15 protein-coding genes are annotated in these 18,272 nt (G+C 69.8%); 12 read left to right on the top strand and 3 right to left on the bottom strand.

The genetic code is table 11. The features are described 5' to 3' along the window. Positions 1-17: 17 nt before the first annotated feature. Positions 18-1,076, bottom strand: coding sequence for a polysaccharide deacetylase family protein (locus tag BN1193_RS12475; RefSeq protein ID WP_230206558.1), 1,059 nt, complete (start codon positions 1,074-1,076; stop codon positions 18-20). A gap of 228 nt (positions 1,077-1,304) precedes the next feature. On the opposite strand from BN1193_RS12475, the gene BN1193_RS12470 reads away from it, so the two are divergent. The 6 genes from BN1193_RS12470 to BN1193_RS12445 all read left to right on the top strand — a co-directional run bounded on the left by BN1193_RS12470 (position 1,305) and on the right by BN1193_RS12445 (position 7,243). After that, the gene (locus BN1193_RS12470) at positions 1,305-1,943 is read left to right on the top strand and encodes a GntR family transcriptional regulator (RefSeq protein ID WP_040167063.1); all 639 of its coding nucleotides are present in this window, start codon (positions 1,305-1,307) and stop codon (positions 1,941-1,943) included. Then, the gene (locus tag BN1193_RS12465; RefSeq protein ID WP_040167061.1) at positions 1,940-3,466 is read left to right on the top strand and encodes an MmgE/PrpD family protein; all 1,527 of its coding nucleotides are present in this window, start codon (positions 1,940-1,942) and stop codon (positions 3,464-3,466) included. The genes BN1193_RS12470 and BN1193_RS12465 overlap by 4 nt, the downstream gene beginning before the upstream one ends. A 60-nt stretch (positions 3,467-3,526) precedes the next feature. After that, entirely contained in the window at positions 3,527-4,426 is a 900-nt protein-coding gene (gene prpB / locus BN1193_RS12460) for a methylisocitrate lyase (RefSeq protein WP_040167060.1), read from the top strand. A gap of 119 nt (positions 4,427-4,545) precedes the next feature. Then, positions 4,546-5,733 carry a bifunctional 2-methylcitrate synthase/citrate synthase gene (locus tag BN1193_RS12455; RefSeq protein ID WP_040167058.1) on the top strand — a complete coding sequence of 396 codons (1,188 nt, stop codon included), beginning with the start codon at positions 4,546-4,548 and terminating at the stop codon, positions 5,731-5,733. A 1-nt stretch (position 5,734) separates the two neighbouring features. Beyond that, the gene (locus BN1193_RS12450) at positions 5,735-6,916 is read left to right on the top strand and encodes a thiolase family protein (RefSeq protein ID WP_040167056.1); all 1,182 of its coding nucleotides are present in this window, start codon (positions 5,735-5,737) and stop codon (positions 6,914-6,916) included. Positions 6,917-6,925: 9 nt separating this feature from the next. Further along, entirely contained in the window at positions 6,926-7,243 is a 318-nt protein-coding gene (locus BN1193_RS12445; RefSeq protein ID WP_040167055.1) for an ArsR/SmtB family transcription factor, read from the top strand. A gap of 117 nt (positions 7,244-7,360) precedes the next feature. On the opposite strand, the gene BN1193_RS12440 is transcribed toward BN1193_RS12445, so the two are convergent. Next, complete coding sequence (locus tag BN1193_RS12440; protein ID WP_052460741.1) at positions 7,361-10,978, bottom strand: choice-of-anchor I family protein; 3,618 nt, start codon at positions 10,976-10,978, stop codon at positions 7,361-7,363. A gap of 271 nt (positions 10,979-11,249) precedes the next feature. Between BN1193_RS12440 and BN1193_RS12435 the strand changes: the two genes are divergently transcribed. Genes BN1193_RS12435 through BN1193_RS12420 form a run of 4 tightly spaced genes read left to right on the top strand, consistent with a single transcriptional unit; the run spans position 11,250 to position 15,609 of the window. Beyond that, entirely contained in the window at positions 11,250-12,749 is a 1,500-nt protein-coding gene (locus BN1193_RS12435; protein WP_040168267.1) for a CoA-acylating methylmalonate-semialdehyde dehydrogenase, read from the top strand. Between the two features lie 7 nt (positions 12,750-12,756). Continuing rightward, the gene (locus tag BN1193_RS12430) at positions 12,757-13,911 is read left to right on the top strand and encodes an acyl-CoA dehydrogenase family protein (protein WP_040167053.1); all 1,155 of its coding nucleotides are present in this window, start codon (positions 12,757-12,759) and stop codon (positions 13,909-13,911) included. Beyond that, the gene (gene mmsB / locus BN1193_RS12425) at positions 13,908-14,819 is read left to right on the top strand and encodes a 3-hydroxyisobutyrate dehydrogenase (RefSeq protein ID WP_040167052.1); all 912 of its coding nucleotides are present in this window, start codon (positions 13,908-13,910) and stop codon (positions 14,817-14,819) included. The genes BN1193_RS12430 and mmsB overlap by 4 nt, the downstream gene beginning before the upstream one ends. 13 nt (positions 14,820-14,832) lie before the next feature. Continuing rightward, positions 14,833-15,609 (top strand): enoyl-CoA hydratase-related protein, encoded by a 777-nt coding sequence (locus tag BN1193_RS12420; protein ID WP_040167050.1) that lies wholly within the window; start codon positions 14,833-14,835, stop codon positions 15,607-15,609. Positions 15,610-15,630: 21 nt separating this feature from the next. Here BN1193_RS12420 and BN1193_RS12415 read toward each other — a convergent pair whose 3' ends face one another. Then, positions 15,631-16,164: a MarR family winged helix-turn-helix transcriptional regulator gene (locus tag BN1193_RS12415; protein WP_040167048.1), complete on the bottom strand. Its 534-nt coding sequence runs from the start codon at positions 16,162-16,164 to the stop codon at positions 15,631-15,633. 191 nt (positions 16,165-16,355) lie between these two features. On the opposite strand from BN1193_RS12415, the gene BN1193_RS12410 reads away from it, so the two are divergent. Both BN1193_RS12410 and BN1193_RS12405 read left to right on the top strand, forming a co-directional pair. Further along, positions 16,356-17,132, top strand: a complete 777-nt coding sequence (locus BN1193_RS12410) for an electron transfer flavoprotein subunit beta/FixA family protein (RefSeq protein ID WP_040167046.1) — start codon at positions 16,356-16,358, stop codon at positions 17,130-17,132. Between the two features lie 10 nt (positions 17,133-17,142). After that, a complete protein-coding gene (locus BN1193_RS12405; protein WP_040167044.1) occupies positions 17,143-18,126 on the top strand; it encodes an electron transfer flavoprotein subunit alpha/FixB family protein in 984 nt (327 codons plus the stop codon). The last annotated feature ends 146 nt before the right edge of the window (positions 18,127-18,272 follow it).

Genomic DNA, 18,272 nt, shown 5'->3' with positions numbered 1-18,272 from the left:
CCGCTCGAGCGTACGCGTCAGCCGATCAGACTCGCGAGGTCGTCGACGGTCATCCCGAAGTTCATCCGGACGCGGGGGAGGGCGAGTTTGTCGCTGCCGATCCGCACGTAGCCGTGCTCGGTCGTCACCGCCAGATCGAATCCCGCCGCGGCGACGCCCTGCTTGGAGCGGTCGTCGTAGTGCCCGTACGGGTACGCGATGACCTCCTTCGCGCCGAGGATCTTCGCGCTGGTGTCCAGGTCGGCGGCGATCTGCTCGACCGTCCAGTTCACCATCCGGCCGCGGCCGTTCGCGCCGGCGGTGTGCATGTCGTGCGTATGGGAGCGCTGCTGCACCCAGATCGACGGTGTCGGGGCCTGACGTGCGGACGTGATGACGAACGACGTCGTCAAGACGTGGTTCTGCGTGGCGACCGGAACCGCCATCTGCAGCCACGTGCTGTCGGCGTCGTCATCGGTGACGATCACGGAGCGGGGTGGGAGGTAGAGCGCGCCGTCGATGAACGCCTCCAGCTCGTCCCACGTCGGCAGGTAGAACCCGCCGTCCGCGATGTACTCCATGTCCGCGCGCCAGTCGCTGATGCCGTAGAAGTTCAGCTTCAGCCAGCCGGGCTCGCCGTCCGGCTTGTCGGTGAACTGGTGGTACATCAGGATCGGGACGGCGGTGGCCGCGGCCGCGTTCTCGGAGGGCGTCATCCACGCCGCATGCAGGGTCCGCTCCCGCCGGGCATCGCACGTCACGGTGTCGGCGCCGTTGATTCGCCCGGCGCCGTCTCGTGCCTGCGCGGATGCCGCGTCCGCGTACCAGCCCGCGAACACCCGCCCCTCAGCGCGGGGAATGGGCAGACGCTCGTAGCGCTGACCGATCCGCTCCACACGTGGGGGCTCGCTGATGCCGTCGCCGGTGAAGTCCACGGCGCAGCCGGTCGGATCGCCGGATGCCACGACCAGGCGCTGGGAATCGGAGAGGATCGGTGGCGGGGGAGGAGGCGCGACGAGAGCGGACGGGGCTGCTGCAGCGGGAACGGCGTGGGCGGCGGCGAGTCCGGTGAGGCCGCCGGCGAGCATCGTGAGCACGGCGGTCAATACGGTCAGCGGCAGTGCACTGCGGCGCGCTCTCCTGCGCGCGGACGCGGTCCTCACCGTGCTCTCCCCGATCCCCCGAACGGCCGTGTGAGTCCATCTTCGCGCATCCTTCGCTCGGAACCCTCGTCCGGAATTTATGTATGCACAAAGGCCACGTTAGCCGGAATGGTGGCACATTGAGTCGATCTGTGTATACACTGTCCGGACGAGGAGGTGGCGATGAGAGCCAGTGACCGCGCGTACGAAACGCTCTTGGAGGAGATCCAGGCCGGCGATCTCGGTCCCGGAACGGTGCTCGCTGAGGTTGAGCAAGCCGCCCGTCTCGGGGTGAGCCGCACGCCGCTGCGCGAGGCCATCGGGCGTCTGGCCGCCGACGGGCTCGTCGCCCAGGCTTCCCCGCGCGTCACCGTCGTCACCGACATCGACCGCGACGACATCCGCGAGCTGTTCGAAGTGCGCCGCGCGCTGGAGGAGACCGCCGCGCGCCTGGCCGCCGAGCGCGGCGATCGCTCGCTGTTCACCCAGCTCGCCGCCGAGTTCGCCGACGTCCACCTCGACCGCGAAGCGACGCGCGACGCCTACGCCGGCCTGATCGCGCGCTTCGACCAGACCGTGGACGACGCCGTCCGCAATGACTACCTCACGTCGGCACTGCGGACCGTGCGCACCCACCTGGTTCGGGTTCGGCGGCTGTCCCGTGAGAACCAGACGCGCCTGCGGGCCTCCGTCGACGAACATCGGCTGATCGCGACCGCGATCGCCGCGGGCGAGCCGGAGCTGGCCGCCCACGCCACCCACGTGCACCTGCACAACGCCTTGACCAACATCCTGGCCTCTCTTCCGGAAGGACACTCATGACCGTCAACCACCACGTCCGCGTGTACAAGAGCGCCGAGGCGCTCCCGCGCGAGGACCAGCTCGCCTGGAAGATCGCCGCAGTCGCGACCGACGAGGTCGCCGTCGAGCCCGCCGTCGTCGACATGATCATCAACCGCATCATCGACAACGCCTCGGTCGCTGCGGCGTCGCTGACCCGCAAGCCGGTTTCCGCCGCCCGCGCTCAGGCGCTGGATCACCCCGTCTCCCGTGGCGGCGAGGGGTCCACCATCTTCGGTTGCGTGCTGCAGGACCGCACCAGCCCGGAGTGGGCGGCGTGGGCCAACGGTGTGGCCGTCCGCGAGTTGGACTACCACGACACGTTCCTCGCAGCGGAGTACTCGCACCCGGGTGACAACATCCCGCCGATCCTCGCCGTCGCGCAGCACGTGGGCAAGGACGGCGCGGCGCTGGTGCGCGGCATCGCGACCGGCTACGAGATCCAGGTCGACCTGGTCCGCGCGATCAGCCTGCACAAGCACAAGATCGACCACGTCGCTCACCTCGGCCCGTCCGCCGCGGCCGGCATCGGCACGCTGCTCGGGCTCGACACGGCGACGATCTACCAGGCCGTCTCGCAGGCGCTGCACACCACCACGGCGACGCGTCAGTCGCGCAAGGGCGAGATCTCGTCCTGGAAGGCGCACGCTCCGGCGTTCGCCGGCAAGATGGCCGTCGAGGCCGTGGACCGCGCGATGCGCGGCGAGACCAGCCCGAGCCCGATCTACGAAGGCGAAGACGGCGTGATCGCCTGGATGCTGGACGGTCCGGACGCGGCCTACGAGGTTCCGCTGCCCGCCGCCGGTGAGGCCAAGCGCGGCATCCTGGACACCTACACCAAGGAGCACTCCGCGGAGTACCAGGCGCAGGCGTGGATCGACCTCGCCCGCAAGCTCGGCAACGACCGTCCGGAGCTGCGCGACCCGGCCAACATCGCCTCGATCGTGCTGCACACCAGCCACCACACGCACTACGTGATCGGTTCCGGGGCGAACGACCCGCAGAAGTACGACCCGACGGCCAGCCGCGAGACGCTGGACCACTCGATCCCGTTCATCTTCGCGGTCGCGCTGCAGGACGGCGCCTGGCACCACGTGGACTCCTACGCACCGGAGCGTGCGGGACGGGCGGACACCGTCGAGCTGTGGCACAAGATCACCACGGCCGAGGACGCCGAGTGGACGCGCCGCTACCACTCCGAGGACCCGAACGAGAAGGCCTTCGGCGGCCGCGCCGAGATCACCCTGACCGATGGCACCCTCATCACCGAGGAGATCGCGGTGGCCGACGCGCACCCGCTCGGTGCTCGTCCGTTCGCTCGCGAGAACTACATCAACAAGTTCCGCCTGCTCGCCGAGCCCGTCCTGGAGCCGGCCGAGATCGAGCGCTTCCTCGAGCTCGTCCAGCGCCTGCCCGAGCTGACCGCGGACGAGGTCCGTGAGCTCTCCATCGTCGCGAAGCCGGGCGTGCTGGATTCCGCCCCGTCACCGCGCGGCCTGTTCTGACACCCGTGCCCCGCGTCCGTCGGGACGCGGGGCACGATCCGACCCGATCCGGAGGATCCCATGCTGTACGCACAGACGACGGCCGCCGAGAAGCGCCGCCTCTTCCGCGAGCGTCTCGCCACCGGCGAGCTGCTCCGCTTTCCCGGTGCCTTCAACCCCCTGTCGGCTCGACTGATCGAGCAGAAGGGCTTCGAGGGCGTCTACATCTCCGGCGCCGTGCTGTCCGCGGACCTCGGCCTGCCGGACATCGGACTGACCACGCTCACCGAGGTCGCCGGTCGCGGCAAGCAGATCGCGCGGATGACCGAGCTTCCCGCCCTCATCGACGCCGACACCGGCTTCGGTGAGCCGATGAACGTGGCCCGCACGGTCCAGGAGCTCGAGGACGCGGGTCTTGCCGGCCTGCACATCGAGGACCAGGTCAACCCGAAGCGCTGCGGACACCTGGACGGCAAGGCCGTCGTGGATGAGGCGACCGCGCTCAAGCGCGTCCGCGCCGCCGCAGACGCTCGACGGGACGACAACTTCCTCATCATGGCGCGCACGGACGTTCGTGCCGTCGACGGCCTCGACGCCGCGGTGGACCGCGCGAAGGCCCTCGTGGACGCCGGTGCCGACGCGATCTTCCCGGAGGCCATGCGGACCCTTGAGGAGTTCGCCGCGATCCGCGCCGCCGTGGACGTCCCCGTGCTGGCGAACATGACCGAGTTCGGCAAGAGCGAGCTGTTCTCCGTCGAGCAGTTGTCCTCGGTGGGCATCAACATCGTCATCTGGCCGGTGTCGATGCTGCGCATCGCGATGGGTGCGACGGGCCGCGCGCTGGACGAGATCGAGCAGAAGGGGCACCTGCGCGACAAGCTGGACGAGATGCAGCACCGTGCCGACCTCTACGAACTGATCGACTACGAGGCGTACAACCACTTCGACAGCGGCGTCTTCAACTTCACGATCGCCCGCTGACCCCCACCCTCATGCGCGAGACACCCAAGCACGTCCGAGACACCCTGCAGCGCGCGGTGTCTCGGACGTGCACGGGTGTTTCGCGAAAGTATTGACCCACATCTGCGAAGGAGCATGACATGACGGATACGGACATCAAGAAGGGCCTCGCGGGCGTCGTCGTCGACGTCACGAGCGTTTCCAAGGTCAACCCGGAGACGAACAGCCTGCTATACCGCGGCTACCCGGTGCAGGAGCTGGCGGCGACGCAGCCGTTCGAGGCCGTCGCCTACCTGCTCTGGAACGGCGACCTGCCCACCGACGACCAGCTCGCCGAGCTGCGTGCCACCGAGCGCGCGCACCGCGCGCTCGCGGACAACGTCAAGGCCGCGATCGATCTTCTCCCGCTGGAGGCGCACCCGATGGACGAGGTCCGCACCGCGGTCAGCGTGATCGGTGCGTCCGACACGTCCGGGTCCGGTTCGGTGCTGGACGCCGCCGGCTCTCCGGAGGAGAACCTGGAGCGCAGCGTCCGCCTCTGGGCGGCGCTGCCCGCCATCGTCGCCTACGGCCAGCGCCGTCGTCGTGGCCAGGAGCTCGTCGCGCCGCGCGATGACCTGGACTACGCCGCGAACTTCCTCTGGATGACGTTCGGCGAGGAATCCGACGAAGTCGTCGTGGATGCGTTCAACCGCTCCATGACCCTGTACGCCGAGCACTCCTTCAACGCCTCGACCTTCACCGCACGTGTGATCACCTCGACCCTGTCGGACCTCTACTCCGCCGTCGTCGGCGCGATCGGTGCGCTCAAGGGCCCGCTGCACGGCGGTGCGAACGAGGCCGTGCTGCACATCTTCGACGAGATCGGCACGGCGGAGAACGTCAAGCCGTGGCTGGACACGGCCCTCGCTTCCAAGCGCAAGATCATGGGCTTCGGCCACCGCGTCTACAAGCGCGGTGACTCGCGTGTGCCGACGATGAAGGCCGCGCTGGACACGTTGATCGAGCACTACGACCGCCCGGACGTCCTGGATCTGTACACCACGCTGGAGAACGAGTTCGTCAGCCGCAAGGGCATCTACCCGAACCTGGACTACCCGTCGGGTCCCGCGTACAACCTGATCGGCTTCGACACGCTCACCTTCACGCCGTTGTTCATCGCCTCGCGCGTGACCGGCTGGACCGCGCACATCGCCGAGCAGACCGCATCGAACGCCCTGATCCGCCCGCTGTCGGAGTACGTCGGACCGGACGAGCGGCACATCGACGGCTACGTCGCCACCGAGGCCGAGAAGGCCGCTGCGGAGCGTCCTGCCGAGGAGGGCTGACATGGCCGCCGAGAAGGTCGTCATCCTCGGCGGTGCGCGCACCCCGATCGGCTCGTTCGGCAGTTCTCTGAAGGATGTTCCGGCGCACGAGCTGGGCGCCGCCGCGAGCCGTGCGGCACTGGCTCGAACCGGTGTCGCCGCTGAGGAGATCGGCGAGGCGGTGTTCGGCTGCATCTCGCAGGTCGGTCCGGACGCGTACAACGCCCGCCGCGTGGCCCTCGCGGCGGGCCTCGCGGCGAGCGTTCCGGCCTTCAACGTCAACCGTCTGTGCGGATCCGGGCTGCAGGCGGTCTGGTCCGGGGCGCAGGAGCTGCTGTGGGGTGGCGTGGACGCCGTGCTCGCCGGTGGTGACGAGTCCATGTCGCGAACGCCGTTCCTGGACTTCAACGCCCGGGGGAACGCGCGCCTCGGGGACCGAAAACAGCTCGACGGGACGCTGGCGATCCTCACCGATCCGTTCTCGAACAAGCACATGGGGGTCACCGCGGAGACCGTCGCGCAGCGCTACGGCATCTCGCGCGTGGAGCAGGACGAGTTCGCGGTGGAGAGCCAGCGCCGGGCGGCGTCATCTGCCGCCCAGGCGGCGTTCGCGGAGGAGATCGTGCCGGTGTCCTCCGGCGGTCGCAAGCCCGTCGAGGTGAGCGTCGACGAGCATCCCAAGCCCGACACCACGGTGGAGGTACTGGCGGGGCTGCGTGCGGCGTTCGCCGAGGGCGGCTCGGTCACCGCGGGCAATTCGTCCGGGATCAACGACGGTGCGGCCGCGATGGTGCTGATGCGCCAGTCCGATGCCGCGGAGCGCGGCACGCGGGGACTCGCGACGCTGGAGGCGGTCGCCACGGCCGCACTGGAGCCGGAGATCATGGGTTACGCGCCCGTCGTCGCGCTGCAGCGATTGTGGGACCAGACCGGGTTGACCCCCGCCGATGTCGACGTCTTCGAGCTGAACGAGGCATTCGCGTCCCAGGCCGTCGCGGTGATCCGGGACGGCGGGCTCGACCCCGCGAAGGTCAACCCCTATGGCGGGGCCATCGCGCTCGGTCACCCGGTCGGCGCGACCGGGGCGATCCTCACCCTCCGCGCGGCGATGGACCTGCATCGCCGTGATCTCGAGTACGCCGTGGTCACGATGTGCATCGGCGGCGGGCAGGCGCTCGCGGCGCTCCTGCGGCGAGTGGACTGAGGCGGACCCATGTTCCAGCACGCTGACCACGATGAGGTGGCGGTCACCGGGATCGCGGGGGTGTTCGCGGCCCTCGCCAATGCCGACCGGGTGGCGATCGTGCGTCACTTGCGCGCGGCGCAGCAGACGCACCCGGAGGGACTGTCCATCACGGCGCTGGCGGATGCGGTCGGTCTCACGCGGTTCGCCACGTCCCGCCACCTGAAGATCCTCGGCGCCGCGTCGCTCGTCGCGGTCACCGCGGCCGAGCGCGCGCTGCTGCATCGTCTCGACCCGTCCGGCTTCCTGGGAATCGAGGACTGGATCTTCGACATCGTCGAGGCCTGACGCCGTTCCGATCCAGTTGCGGTCGCCGCAGCCGAGGGACACCTCGAGACCGGCTCGCGAGCCGGCGGATCACACGGCGGTGTCCCGGCGCCCACGGGCACCGGGACACCGTTCCGCTCAGCGCGTGCGCCGGCGGAGCATGGCCAGAGCGAGTCCGGCCGCGAGGAGGAACGATGCCCCGAGGGCGATTCCCCATGGCACCTCGGCCCCTGTGGTCGGCAGCGAGCCACCCGCCGCCGTCACCGTGACGGTCGTGCGCAGGTCCGGGCGTCCTTCGGCCGAGACCACGAGCGTGTGTTCCCCGATCGCGAAGTCGTTCGGAATCGCGATCGCGAACGACACGGTCCCGTCCGCGCTCGCGACCGGAAGCGTCCCGGCGTCGATCGGGTCGCTGTGCAGCACGGCGGTGATGCGGTCACCCTCCGTCAACCCGGACACCGTCACGGCGAGCTTCTCGCCCTGCGCGACCCTCCCGGTGCCGACATCGACCGTGGCCCACGGGCTCTCGGTCGGGGTCGGGGTCGGGGTCGGTCGGGTGCCCTCGTCCACCTCGGCGCGTCCGAGCGGCGCCGGCTCGACGACGGAGTGCGCGGCGAAGTAGTCCACCGTCGCGGCGAGGTCGACCTGACCCGAGTCGGTCCGGTTCGCACCCTCCGCGAAGGTGGTGAAGTCGTCACCCCCGGCGGCGAGGAAGGAGTTCGTCACGACCGTGAACGTGTCGGTCGGTTCAATCTCCGTTCCGCGCAACTGCATGGAGGTGACGTGCGAACCGCGGTCGGCGTCGGGCAGGTAGGTGTAGTGGAACCCGTCCGAGATGCCGAGGTGCAGCTTGGGTCGGGACGAGCCGTCCGGCTGCCACTGCTGCTCGAGGATCGTCTTCAGCTGCGCGCCGGTGAGCGAGAGCGTGACCAGGGTGTTCGCGAACGGCTGCACGTTCGCGACGTCCCGGTAGGTCACGGTGCCGTCACCGACGTGGCGCAGGTCATCGCGCAGGCCGCCCGGGTTCATCAGGCCGATCTGGGCGGGGGTTCCCGCGTAGGAATCGTTCGAGGTGGCCCAGAGGTACTGGTCGGCGACGAGATTGCCGAGCGTGGACTCCACGCCGCGGTCCGATCCCGCCTCACCACCGCGCAGGATGTCCGCGCTGATCGTGCCGACGGGCGCCGCGCCCTCCGCCTCAGCCGTCTTCGCCGCCTCGTCCACGATCGCCTGCACCGTCGGGTCGGCGTCGTACGCCGGAGCACCGTCGACGACCAGGGGAACCAGCGATCCCGCGATCGAGACGAGATCCTTGGTGGACGGATCCACCGCGATGTCGAGCTTGCCGAGGGTGGTGCCGTACTGGTGCGCCTGGATCACCGGTCGCTCGCCACCGGGACCGGCGATCTCGCAGGCGTAGGGCTGGTGGGTGTGACCTGACACGATCGCGTCGATGTCGGCGCTGGCGTCGCGCACCAGCTTGCCGAAATCGGTCTGCTCGGTGCGGAGGGCTGCGCAGTCCGGCGTCGCATTGCCGTCGTGCGCGAGCAGGACGATGACGTCCGCGGCATCCGCGGAGACGATCTCCTGGGCGACGCGGTTCGCCGCCTCCAACTGGTCACCGAAGGCCAGCTCGGCGACACCGTCCGGTGAGACCATCGTGGCCGTGCTCGGGGTGACCGTCCCGATGAACGCCACACGGACCCCGTCGATCGTCTGCACGTCGTACGCGGACAGGGCCGGGTCGGTCGTGCCCCGCTCGTACACGTTGGCGCCGAGGCCGAAGCGTGCATCTCCGTACCGCGGCAGGACGCGGTCACGGAGGTCCGCGAAGCCCCGATCGAACTCATGGTTGCCGACCGCGCTCACGGTCAGCCCGGCCGCGCTCAGCGCGTCGATCGTGGGGTCGTCCTGGCTGATGAAGGACGTGAACGTGGACGCGCCGATGTTGTCGCCCGCCGAGACGAGAACCGTGTTGGGATTCTCGGCCTGGAAGGCGTCCACGGCGCCCGCCAGCACCGCGGCGCCGGCCTCACCGCTGCCGAGGCTCTGCTCGATCCGACCGTGGAAGTCGTTGATCGTCAGCACCTGGATCTCGGTGGGGGCGTTGAGGTCCTCGATGCCGAACAGGGTCGTCGTCCCGGAGACCTCGTTGCCGACGGCGAGCGCGGGCATTCCGGTCGGGGAAACCTCGGCCGGAAGGAACGCCAGCCCCTCCGGACCGAGGTCGCCGGCCCCGGACAGGTTCGTCTCCGCATCGGCGGCGAAGTCACGGTTGTTGACGTACGTGACGAATGCGGCGTGTGCCGGGTCCGTGATGTCGTAGACCATCACTCCACCGACGCGCTCGAGCCCCACGAACGCGTACGTGCGTCCGCCGACCTCGCCGATGACGAGGTTCTCCGGTTCCGGGCCCTTGTCATCGCTGCGGCCCTCGAGGTTCGCCTCCGTGTGGTTGGAATTGACGTACTCCGGGATCGCCGCGGCCGTGATGGACTCGAACGCGTCGCCGGAGTCGAACACCTGCGTCCCGTCCGTGGTCCAGATCGAGAACGACCGACCGCCGAACGCGTAGAGGCTGTCGTAGCAACCCGCAGCGTCGTTGAAACCCAGTTCGCGTGTGACGTTGAGGCGGCCGAGATCCGCGTCGCCGGTCAGGTCGGCCAGCGGGCTGTCCGGGCACACCGGACCGTAGCCGTCCTCCGCCAGGTCCTTCACCCGCGACGGCTCGACGTAATCACCCCACTCCCGGGCGTCGCCCTCGTTCGCGGTGACCAGGTACGTCGTGTCGTTCGCCCGGTAGGAGGCGATGCCGTCCGGCATGTAGGCGCCGTGCAGTCCGGGGAACGTGCGGATCTCGAAGGCGCCGTCCTTGTCCGACGGGTCCAGGCCCTGACCGGCCACCCCGTGGTCCTTGTACCCGAAGGAGCGGATATCGGTCACGGTCGCGGCCGCGAGATCAACGGTGGCGTAGGCGTTGGCCTCCTGCAGCGCGACATATGCCGTGGTGCCGTCGATCGCGACGTACTCCGGCTCCAGGTTGCGCGAGACCGGGTGATCGTCGCCGTGCGGAGTGGGTCCGAACACCCGGACCTCCGCCGGCAGCGCACCGTCTTCGTAGGCGTGGAAGTCCGCGGTCCGGACATCGGCCTGCACGGGAGCGGCGAGGTCGGTCGGCAACGACACGACGCCGACCGACCCCTCCGGGTCGGAGGAGAAGTCGTCCGCGGGCTCGCCCTCGTTCGCGACCACGGCGTAGGTGCCGTCCGCGGAGATCGCCACCATGTCCGGCAGCGCGCCCACCTCGACGGTGCCGAGCACCGTGGCCGCGTCCGCGTTGGCGTCGAAGAACACCAGGTGGCCGGGGGAGACCTTGTCCGCTGCCTCGATCGCGACGACACCGAGCCCGTCGGAGCGGACGGCGACGGAGTTCGCGGTGCCCTCCGAGGCGATCGTGTAGAGCTCGCGCGTGCCGGACACGACTTTCGCGTCCAGGACGCTGACCGAACCGGCCTGCGCGTTCACGACGAACAGCCGGTCGCCGTGGGCGGCCACGATCTCGGCGGCGGACGCGTCGAACACGCCCGTCTCGAACGTGCCGAGCGGAGTCAGTGACAGTGCGGCGTCGTCGGCGCTGTAGGTCACCGGTTCGGCGACGACGGCCGCCGTGGCGGGGGTCGGGGCGAGGGCCAGAGCGCACACGGCCGCGATGGCGGCCAGGGCTCCCGTGCCCGCACGGAGGAGGTGCGAAGGCATGCGAGGGGATTCCCATCTCGAGTCGGTGGGCGTGGAACTCACGCCCCGGCCCACGCTCGCGGCCGGAGGTGGCGCGGCGGTGAACAGCGGGCGTCCGCGAGGAGAAACCGGTGCCGTCCGGGGACAGGTGACGGACTCCCGACAGCCGTTCCGGGACACTGCCGAGCAATCGGTGGACCGCGCCGAAAAGTTGCTGAACGCCCTAGGAATTACTAGGACGTCCATGTATTCTGTCCGAGGTGCCGACGAGGGCACGAGAGGAATGGGAACGATGACTCGGGAACTCACCCACTTCGTGGGCGGAAAGCACATCACGGGGACCTCCGGACGCTTCAGTGACGTGTTCGATCCGTCAACCGGCGAGGTGCAGGCTCGCGTTCCGCTGGCTTCCACCGACGAGGTGCGCGCCGCCATCGCGAACGCCGCCGCCGCGCAGGTTGGGTGGGCCGAGACCAACCCGCAGAAGCGTGGTCGCGTGCTCACACGGTTCATCGACCTCGTCGCGAAGGACACCGACTACCTCGCGCGACTGCTCTCCAGCGAGCACGGCAAGACGGTCGAGGACGCGAAGGGCGACATCCAGCGCGGGATCGAGGTCGTCGAATTCTCCGTCGCCGCTCCGCACCTGCTCAAGGGCGAGTACTCCACGAGCGCCGGAACCGGTATCGACGTCTACTCCCTGCGTCAGCCCCTGGGCGTCGTCGCGGGCATCACGCCGTTCAACTTCCCGGCCATGATTCCGCTCTGGCAGGCCGGGCCCGCCCTCGCGTGCGGCAATGCGTTCATTCTCAAGCCCAGTGAGCGTGACCCCTCGGTCCCGCTGCGGCTGGCGGAACTGTTCCTGGAGGCCGGGCTGCCGGAGGGTGTCCTGAACGTCATCAACGGCGACAAGGAGGCGGTCGACGCGATCCTGCACGACGACACGATCCAGGCCGTCGGTTTCGTCGGTTCCACCCCGATCGCGCAGTACATCTACGCCACCGCCGCTGCGGAGGGAAAGCGTGCGCAGTGCTTCGGCGGCGCCAAGAACCACATGATCGTGATGCCGGATGCGGACCTCGATCAGGCCGCGGACGCGCTGATCGGGGCGGGCTACGGCTCAGCCGGCGAGCGCTGCATGGCCATCTCGGTGGCGGTCCCGGTGGGCAAGGAGACCGGCGACGCGCTCGCTGCCAAGCTCGCCGAGCGCGTGCAGCACCTGAACGTCGGTGCCTCACTGGACGAGGGCGTGGACTACGGCCCGCTCATCACTCGTGACGCCGTGAACCGCGTGACCGACTACATCGCCGGTGCGGTGGACAGCGGCGCGGAGATGCTCGCGGACGGGCGCGGCCTCGTCGTCCCCGGCCACGAGAACGGCTTCTACCTCGGCCCGACCCTGTTCGATCACGTCACCACCGACATGGCGATCTATCGCGAGGAGGTCTTCGGTCCGGTGCTCGTGATCGCCCGGGCGGACGACTACGAGGAGGCGCTCGCGATGGCGACCGACCACGAGTACGGCAACGGCGTGGCCATCTTCACCCGGGACGGCGACACCGCGCGGGACTTCGTCCACCGCGTCCAGGTCGGGATGATCGGCGTCAACGTGCCGATCCCGGTGCCGATCGCCTATCACACGTTCGGCGGCTGGAAGAAGTCGGTCTTCGGTGACCTGAACCAGCACGGTCCGGACGCCTTCCGCTTCTACACGAAGACAAAGACCGTCACGAGCCGCTGGCCCTCGGGGATCCGCGAGGGTGCCAGCTTCGTGATGCCGACGATGAAGTGAGAACAGCATGAGTACCGTCACCACCACGACCGATGACGAGCTGGAGGCGATCCTCGAGGCCGTCCAGGAGTTCGCCGCGCACGAACTCGCACCGTTCGCCATCGCACGCGACGAGACCGGCGAGTTCCCCGTCGACACGCTGCACCGCGCCGGAGAGCTCGGCCTCGGCGGCATCTACGTGTCCGAGGACGTCGGCGGCACCGGCCTCAGCCGGCTCGCCGCGGCCCGCATCTTCGAGGCGCTCGCGTACGCCGATCCGACGATCGCCGCCTACGTGTCCATCCACAACATGGTCGGATGGATGATCGACTCCTACGGCACCGACGAGCAGCGTCACCGCTGGTTGCCGGATCTGACGGCGATGGTGGAGCTCGGTTCCTACTGCCTGACGGAGCCCGGTGCCGGCTCGGACGCCGCCGCCATCACCACGAGCGCGATCCGGGACGGCGAGGACTACGTGCTCACCGGCGTCAAGCAGTTCATCTCCGGCGCCGGGACCTCGGGCGTGTACGTCGTGATGGCCCGCACGGGGGACCCGGGCTCACGCGGCATCTCGGCGTTCATCGTCCCCGGAGACGCGGACGGTCTGTCCTTCGGTCCGCACGAGAAGAAGATGGGCTGGCGCGCGCAGCCGACGCGACAGGTGATCCTCGACGAGGTCCGCGTGCCCGCGGCGAACCTGCTCGGTGAGCTCGGTGGCGGATTCAAGATCGCGATGAAGGCGCTCAACGGTGGGCGGGTGAACATCGCGGCCTGCTCGCTCGGCGGCGCCCAGTGGGCGCTGGATCGGGCCGTGCAGTACGTCCACGAGCGCTTCACGTTCGGCACGCCGCTGTCGGAGCAGCCGACGGTGCAGTTCGCCGTCGCCGACATGGCGACCGACCTGCGGGCGTCCCGTCTGCTGGTGCAGGACGCCGCTGAGGCGATCGATGGCGCCGCCGCGGACGTGGCCCAGCGCTGCGCGATGGCCAAGCGGTTCGCGACGGATGCCGGATTCCGTATTGCCAACGAGGCGCTGCAGCTGCACGGTGGATACGGATACCTGCAGGACTACGGCATCGAGAAGGTCGTCCGCGACCTCCGCGTGCACCAGATCCTGGAGGGCACGAACGAGATCATGCGCGTCATCATCGGACGCGACGTACTGGGAGGTCGACGATGACCAGAGTGGCGTTCCTCGGACTGGGACACATGGGACTGCCGATGGCGCGAAACCTCGCCGCCGCCGGCCACGAGGTGGCGGGCTTCGACGTGATGCCGGCGGCCATGGCGGCGGCCGCCGAGGCGGGCCTGCCGACGCGTGAGAGCGCGACCGCGTGCGTGACCGACGCCGAGGTCGTGATCACGATGTTCCCGAGTGGTGCGCACGTCATCGCGGCCTTCGCCGGCGCGGAGGGCGACGGCGGCCTGCTGGATGAGGCGCCCTCGGGTGCGCTGTTCCTGGAGTGCTCGACGATCTCCGTCGCGGAGGCACGGGAAGCCCACGAGCTCGCCGCGAACGCCGGTCAGCGGTGCCTGGACGCCCCGGTGTCCGGTGGCGTGGTCGGCGCGGAGAACGGCACGCTCGCGTTCATGGTCGGCGGCGCCGACGCCGACGTGGAGACGGCACGTCCGCTGCTCGAGGTGATGGGCGCACGCGTCGTGCACTGCGGTGGGCCCGGTCTCGGTCAGGCCGCGAAGGTCTGCAACAACATGATCCTCGGGATCTCGCAGATCGCCGTCGCGGAGGCCTTCGTGCTGGGGGAGCGTTTGGGTCTCACCCACGACGCGCTGTTCGACGTCGCCGCGCACGCGTCCGGTCAGTGCTGGGCGCTCACCACGAACTGTCCGGTGCCCGGGCCGGTGCCGACGAGTCCGGCGAACAACGAGTACCGCCCCGGGTTCTCCGGCGCGCTGATGGCGAAGGACCTCGGACTCGCGCTGCACGCCATCGAGGACACCGGCGTCGAGGCCGCGCTCGGCCGCCACGCACAGGAGATCTACGCCGCGTACGCGGCCGGTGCTGGCGCGACCCGCGACTTCTCCGGGATCATCGAGAGCATCCGCGTCGCGAGCGTCGCGACGGACTGACCGAAGGGACGCCATGACCGACTTCGAGACCATCCTGGTCACCACCCAGGGCCGCGTGGGCTGGATCACGCTGAACCGGCCCGAGGCGCTGAACGCGCTGAACTCGCAGATCGCGCACGAGGTGGTCGAAGCGGCGGAGGCGTTCGACGCGTCCGAGGACATCGGAGCGATCGTGGTGACCGGCTCGGAGCGAGCGTTCGCCGCGGGAGCCGACATCAAGGAGATGGAAGACCTCTCCGGCGCGGACATGCGTCTGGGTGACCATTTCGGCGCGTGGCGTCGATTCGTCGCGGTCCGCAAGCCCGTGATCGCCGCGGTCAGCGGTTTCGCGCTCGGCGGCGGATGCGAGCTCGCGATGATGTGTGACGTCATCCTGGCTTCCGACACCGCGAAGTTCGGTCAGCCCGAGGTCAACCTCGGTGTGATTCCGGGCATGGGCGGCACACAGCGGTTGACCCGCGCGATCGGTCCGTACAAGGCTGCGGAGCTCGTGCTCACCGGGCGCCTCATCGGTGCCGACGAGGCCGAGCGGGGTGGCCTGGTCTCCCGGGTCGTGCCCGCCGCGGAACTTTTGGCGGAGACGCAGAAGACCGCCGAGACGATCGCCGCCAAGTCGTTGCCGGCGATCATCGCCGCGAAGGCCGCGGTGCGTGCCGCGCAGGAGATGTCCCTGTCCGCCGGCCTGGACTACGAGTTCGCGCAGTTCTCCGCGCTCTTTGACGGTCCGGACCAGAAGGAGGGCATGGCCGCCTTCCGCGAGAAGCGTCAGCCCGCGTTCGGCAACCGCTGAGACATGGCCCCGTTCCGGTGCTCAGAGCGGGTCTGGGACGGGGTCCGGATCGCGGAAGTCGCCGGCGGTCTTGCGCAGCCGCGCCACGATGCCGACGAGGTTCTGGATGTCCTCGGCGTCCAGCCCGACGTCCGCGAACACGGCGTTGAGGACGGCGGTGGCCTCGTCCACTCGCGCTCGACCGTCCTCCGTCAGCACGAGCACCGCGGCTCGGCCGTCGATCGGGTGCGGGTGGCGTTCGACGAGTCCGGCCTTGGCGAGCCGGTCGACGGTGTTGGTGACGCTCGTCGGATGCACCTGCAGGCGGGCCGTGGCGCTCGCCATCGGCATGCGCCCCTCGCGGGTGAAGGCCAGCAGACGCAGCATCTCGTAGCGCGCGAAGGACAGATCGAACGGCTTCAGTGCGGACTCGACACGGGCGAGCCAGAGCTGGTGCGCGCGCATGACACTGGTGACGGCGGTCATGCCACCGGCTGCGCTGTCCCAGCCGTGCGCGATCCACTGCCGACGGGCTTCGGCGATCGGGTCCACCGGAAGCGGGCGATTCTGTGCCATGGGTCGTCCTCCTGCCCTCCCACGCTACCGGTCCCATCCCGGACGGCCCGCCGCCGCGCGGGCGCCCACGAGCGGATCGGTCACGTGCGCATGACCCGATTCGACAGGTGGGAGAGCATCGCACGAGCCCTCTCGATTCGCTTGGGCAGAGGGCGGCGAATTAGGATCAAGCCGAGCGGGAGGAGTTGTCGATGAAGATCATCGTCCTGGTGAAAGAGGTGCCGGACACCTATGGCGATCGGAAGCTGAGCCTGGAGACGGGCCTGGCGGATCGCGCAGCGAGCGAGTCGGTGCTGGACGAGATCGGCGAGCGGGCGCTGGAAGTCGCCCTGTCCTACGCCGACAAGAACGCCGACACCCACGTCACCGTCCTCTCGATGGCTCCGGAGAGCGCACTGGCGACCGTCCGCAAGGGTCTCGCGATGGGCGCCGCCGATGCGGTGCAGGTCGTGGACGAGGCCCTCATCGGTGCTGACCTCACGCTCACGGCCGAGGTGCTCGCCGCGGCCGTCCGCCGCGCCGGGTTCGATCTCGTCATCGCCGGCAACTCTTCCACCGACGGTTCCGGCGGTGTGATCCCGGCGATGATCGCCGAGCTGCTCGGTGTCCCGGGCGCCACCGGCCTGTCCGCCGTCGAGATCACCGGCGACGCGGTCAGCGGTACGCGTCCGGTCGACGGGGGAACCCAGCAGGTGTCCGTGTCGCTGCCCGCCGTGATCTCGATCACCGAGGCGCTTCCGGACGCCCGATTCCCGAACTTCAAGGGCATCATGGCGGCCAAGAAGAAGCCGTTCGAGCAGGTCTCCCTGGCCGATCTCGACGTCAGTGCGGACCCGTCCGCCGCGCCGCGGGCGATCATGGTCACGGTCGCCGAGAAGCCGCCGCGCGCGGCCGGCGTGAAGATCACCGATGAGGGCGACGCGGGCACGAAGCTCGCCGAGTTCCTCGTGCAGAACCGACTGGTGTGAGGACAGGACGATGACTGACTACCCCGCTGACGCCATCCTGACCGTTCTGGAGACGACTCCGGACGGCGCACTGGCTTCCTCCTCCGCCGGACTGCTGGGCGCCGCCGCCGCGGCCGGCACTCCCGTCGCTCTCGTCCTCGGCGCCGCGGCGCAGGGTGACGCCCTCGCCGCGGCCGCCGCCGAGCTCGGCGCGACGCGCGTGCTCGTCGCGGACGCGGGTGACGGCACTCGCCTCAGCGCGCCCGCCGTGGACGCCCTCGTCGCCGCTGTGGAGGTCGTCCGTCCGGACGCCGTGCTGATCTCGCACTCCGCCGATGGCCGTGACCTGGCCGGACGCTTCGCGGCCCGCAGCCGCTCGGCTCTCGCTGTGGACGCGGTCGGTGTCGAGCGTGACGCGGAGGGTGTCGTGGCCCACCACTCGGTCTACGGCGGGGCGTACACGTCCTCGTCCGCAGCGACGTTCGGTCCGCTCGTGATCACCGTTCGCCAGGGCGCCGTCGACGCACGAGCCGCCGCCCAACCGGTGGCTCAGGAGGCCCTCGCGGTGACGGCGTCCGATGCACCCGCCGCCACCGTCACGTCCTTCGACGCGGAGACCGTCGTCTCCTCGCGCCCGGAGCTGCGCGGTGCGGCCAAGGTGGTCTCCGGTGGTCGAGGACTCGGCTCGCAGGAGAAGTTCGTCCTCGTCGAGCAGCTCGCTGACGCCCTCGGCGCTGCGGTCGGCGCTTCGCGCGCGGCCGTCGACGCCGGCTACATCCCCTACGCGCACCAGGTCGGTCAGACCGGCGTGTCGGTCTCGCCGCAGCTGTACATCGCGCTCGGCATCTCCGGGGCCATCCAGCACCGCGCGGGCATGCAGACCGCGAAGACCATCGTCGCCATCAACAAGGACGGCGACGCGCCCATCTTCGACGTGGCGGACTTCGGCGTCGTCGGCGACCTGTTCACCGTGGTGCCGCAGCTGATCGAGGCCCTCGAAGCTCGGAAGAACTGACATGGCGACGTACGGCGCGAGCATCCGACGCGGGTTGCCCCGCGTCTCCGGAGGCGAGCCCTGGCCACCCGCCGGCGAGGTCGAGGGCATCGCCGCCGCTGCGGCCGAGGTGACGGCGCCCGTGGCGCCTGCCGTCGCGGCGCCCG

This window comes from Microbacterium gorillae (assembly GCF_000826185.2).
GTDB lineage: Bacteria > Actinomycetota > Actinomycetes > Actinomycetales > Microbacteriaceae > Microbacterium > Microbacterium gorillae.
Note: the sequence above shows the minus strand (reverse complement) of the source record. Positions and strands in the feature narration are given on the sequence as shown.